General features: G+C 48.4%; 2 protein-coding genes and 1 pseudogene. All 3 read left to right on the top strand.

Annotation, left to right across the window (positions count from 1 at the left end):
• A pseudogene (locus tag Q0236_RS00885) lies at positions 1 to 493 on the top strand (MmgE/PrpD family protein); the annotation flags it as partial.
• A 349-nt stretch (positions 494 to 842) separates the two neighbouring features.
• The gene (gene rseP / locus Q0236_RS00880; protein ID WP_297913903.1) at positions 843 to 1,958 is read left to right on the top strand and encodes an RIP metalloprotease RseP; all 1,116 of its coding nucleotides are present in this window, start codon (positions 843 to 845) and stop codon (positions 1,956 to 1,958) included.
• Positions 1,955 to 2,593 (top strand): YggS family pyridoxal phosphate-dependent enzyme, encoded by a 639-nt coding sequence (locus Q0236_RS00875; protein WP_297913900.1) that lies wholly within the window; start codon positions 1,955 to 1,957, stop codon positions 2,591 to 2,593. Before rseP ends, Q0236_RS00875 begins: the two co-directional genes overlap by 4 nt.
• The last annotated feature ends 1,237 nt before the right edge of the window (positions 2,594 to 3,830 follow it).

Here is a 3,830-nt window from a genome sequence, read left to right as displayed (position 1 = left end):
AAAAGACGGGGTAAAAAGCGACGATATAAAAAGCATAAAATGTTACGTCGATGAGGTTCCCATAAGCTTCATTTGCGATCCGATAGAGATTAAATACGCCCCTAAAACAGCTTATGAGGCAAAATTTTCTATGCCATTTTTGATGGCTACGGCTTTTTTTGACGGCGAGTTAAATTTAAAAAGCTATGAAAATTTAAATAGAGCCGAGGTAATAAAGTTTGCGAAAAAAATAACCTATGAAAAGCGTAAAAATGAAGGCTTTCCTAAATACTTCCCCGGACACATAGAGGCTACTTTAAAAGATGGAAAGATCATAAAAAAAGACGTTTTTATCAACAGAGGAAATTTCGATAATCCACTAAGTTTTGATGAAATTTTTGCGAAATTTAAACAGTGCGCATCTATTAAATTTAGCGAAAAAAAGCTTTTGGCAATCAAAGAGGCCATAAAAAATTATGAAATTTCCGAGGTGGACTTAGATAAAATTTTATAATTCGCTCAAAGCCCGGTGAAATTTCAAAACAAGCTAAATTTAAAGCGTCATTTCGATCGACTGAATCGTCATAATAAATATGCCATATTCGCCACTTAAGCCTCGATAGCTACACGGGAGCAAATTTTATTTCTAGCCAAGCGCCATATATGTGACACCGGCTCAAGAATCACTCCGACCATCCGCCGCACACCTTAATTTAGCTAAATTTACAGCCCGAAACGGCGGCGGGCTAAGCTCAAAAAGCCAACCAAGTTTAAAAAGCTAGCTAAGGCTTTAAACGGCGATCTAAGCTTAAAATTTGCAAAATCATAGTAAGCTTAGCCCATTTTTTACAAAGGTCTGAAATTTGAAAAGCATAATTTTAACGCTGGCGATCCTAGCGGTCGGATTTTATTTTTACTCGATAAATTTTATAGTCACGGTGCTGGCGATCAGCTTCCTCATCTTTTTCCACGAGTTGGGGCATTTTTTGGCGGCGCGGGCGCTGGGCGTGGGGGTGAACGTCTTTAGCGTGGGCTTCGGCGAGAAGGTCTTTACCAAGCGCATCGGCGCGACGCAGTACGCCATCAGCGCGATCCCTCTGGGAGGCTACGTGAGCCTTAAGGGGCAGGAGGATCTGGATCCCGCCGTAGTAAGCGCGGACCCCGACAGCTACAACTCCAAAGGCCCAATCGCGCGCATAATCATACTTTTTGCGGGGCCGTTTTTTAACCTGCTGCTTGCGTTTTTGATCTACATCGCACTGGGCTACATCGGCGTCGAAAAGCTAGCGCCGAAGGTCGGCAAAATTTCGCCAAATTCCGCCGCAGCAAGCGCAGGTCTTATGCTAAACGATGAAATTTTATCGATCGACGGCAAGCAGATCCGCGAGTGGGACGACATCTCAAAGCAGGTAACCGCAGCACCTCTAAGCCTAGAAATCATGCGCGGCGGCGAGCGGCTGAGCCTGCAGCTCACGCCAAAGCTCGGCGAGAAAAAAACCATCTGGCGCGAGAGCATCAGAGTGCCGCTCATCGGCATTTCGCCCGATTACAACGCGACCGTGACGCTATATCACAAGGGCGCGAGCTCGCTTAGCTTCGCGTGGGATCAGACGGTGGAGGCATCAAAGCTCATCTTGGTAGGCCTAGAAAAGCTCGCTAGCGGCGTCGTTTCGCCTAAGGAGATGGGCGGCATCGTCGCCATTACGGACATCACCTCAAAGGCGGTCGATTACGGCGCGGCGGTCCTGCTCGCGCTCGTGGCGCTAATATCGGTAAATTTAGGGCTCATCAACCTCTTTCCGATCCCGGCACTCGACGGCGGGCACATCGCGTTTAATCTATTTGAGCTCATCTTCCGCCGCCCCGTGCCAAAGCGGGTATTCGTAGGCGCCAGCTACGTAGGCATGGGGATTTTAGCGCTTTTGATGATATTTACGGTGCTGAATGATTTCGCTAGAATTTTGGGATTTTACAAATGAGGCTGGATGAAATTTTAAAGCGCATTGAGGCCGCGAAAGCAGGCGCGGGCGAAGTGCAGCTCGTCGCGGTGAGCAAAAACGTAGGCACGGATGAGGTGCGCGAGCTGTATTCGCAAGGACAGATCGCGTTTGGAGAAAACAGAGTGCAGGAGCTGAAGCGCAAAAGCGAGGCCTTGCGCGAACTGCCGCTAAAGTGGCACTTCATCGGCACGCTGCAAAGCAACAAAATCAATCAGCTCATCGCTCTGCGCCCGACGCTGTGGCAGAGCTGCAACAGTTGCGAGCTCGCGCTTGCCGTAAATAAGCGGCTAACTTATCCGCTAGATACGCTGCTGGAGATCAACGCCGCGGGCGAGAGCTCCAAAACGGGGCTCGATAAAAACCGCGCGGTGGAGGAGTTCTTACGCATCAAGCAGGAGTGCAAAAATCTAAATTTAATCGGCGTGATGAGCATCGGCGCGCACGTGAGCGAGCCCGCGCAGATCGCGCGAAGCTTCGAGGTGAGCCGCGAGATCTTCGATGCGCTCGTGCCGCACGGCGCGCGGATCTGCTCGATGGGGATGAGCGATGATTTTGAGCTCGCGATCAAATGCGGCTCGAACATGATCCGCCTGGGTAGAATTTTATACGCCTAAGCGCCGAGGGACGGACTTTATCGCGCAAGCAAATTTTATAGGTGATTTATACGGCGTGCTTGATTTGCCGTGCAAGCTAAATTCGGCGCTTGCCTCAACTATGAAATTTGGCGCAATAAAGCTAGCTCGATGTTAAATTCCAATCTTCGATGAATTTTGCGGCATAAATTTTATGCGGCGCGATAATCAGTCGCACACGGCTCCATGCTACCCTCGATCTGCGGGTTCGGCACCCTGTGCGATGATCGCGCGGCACAGCCCTACGCAATTCTATCGATACGCTCGGTACATGACGACACTCGGTCGCGCGTAAGCTTCATCGGTAAGCTCGGCCGCTCGTCGCGATATAAAATTTTGATGCGTAGGGCGCGACGTAGTAAAATTTAAACGACGCGCCGATAGAGGGCACGCAGAAATTTTAAGCGGCGGCGTAGAATTTTACGCAATAGCTCGCTAATGGACGGCGCGGCGCAAGAGGCTTAAAATAGCGGTGCACTAGCGAGCGACGAGGCGGGCGCGGCGGCGGAAATTTGTGTAGCAGATGCGGTGCCGCGGCGGGAAATTTTAAAACGGTACGACTTTGGCAGGTAAATTTTGGGCGATGGAATTTAGCGTAGCGTCTAGATCGTAAAAATTTTGATGCGTTTCGGCAGTATAAAATTTAAAACGCCTTAGCGACATAAAATTTTAAAACGATATGGCGGCGCTAAATTTTAAGCGATATATCGAAGTAGAATTTTAAGCGACGCAGCACAAGCCCGATCGATAAAATTTAACCAACGCCAAAATTTTAAAATCTAACGCGCTTCGCCGCTGTAAATTCAAAGCAACGGCGAATGAAACGCAATTGCAGCGCAGATGACAGATGAAGCGAAGCTCGTGAAACAGTGTAAAAATTTAACCCGCTTTGGCGCTACAAAATTTCAAAGCGTCAGCGCAGACGACGCGGCTCGGCGAGCGATGTAATGTTTGCAGAAACAGCATTCGCGCGGGTAGAGATATAGACGGTGCACCGATAAAAGGCGAGGCGCGATCCTTTATGCTTTTGCAAACAAGCATTCTGATATGTCCGATCTGCGCTCATACCCGCGTTTAAGGCACGCGGCGGCGCTGCTTACTATTTCTCACTGCACTTTGCAAGCTTTGTTAAAATTTCATTTATATAATCCCTTAAATTTAAGGATTCCTTTAATATTGATTGAATAAAATTCTTTCTGTATATCGATAGATAGAAAAT

Source organism: uncultured Campylobacter sp. (genome assembly GCF_938031315.1).
Taxonomy (GTDB): Bacteria; Campylobacterota; Campylobacteria; order Campylobacterales; family Campylobacteraceae; genus Campylobacter_B.
The sequence above is the reverse complement of the archived record's forward strand: the minus strand, read 5'-3'. Positions and strand labels throughout refer to the sequence as shown.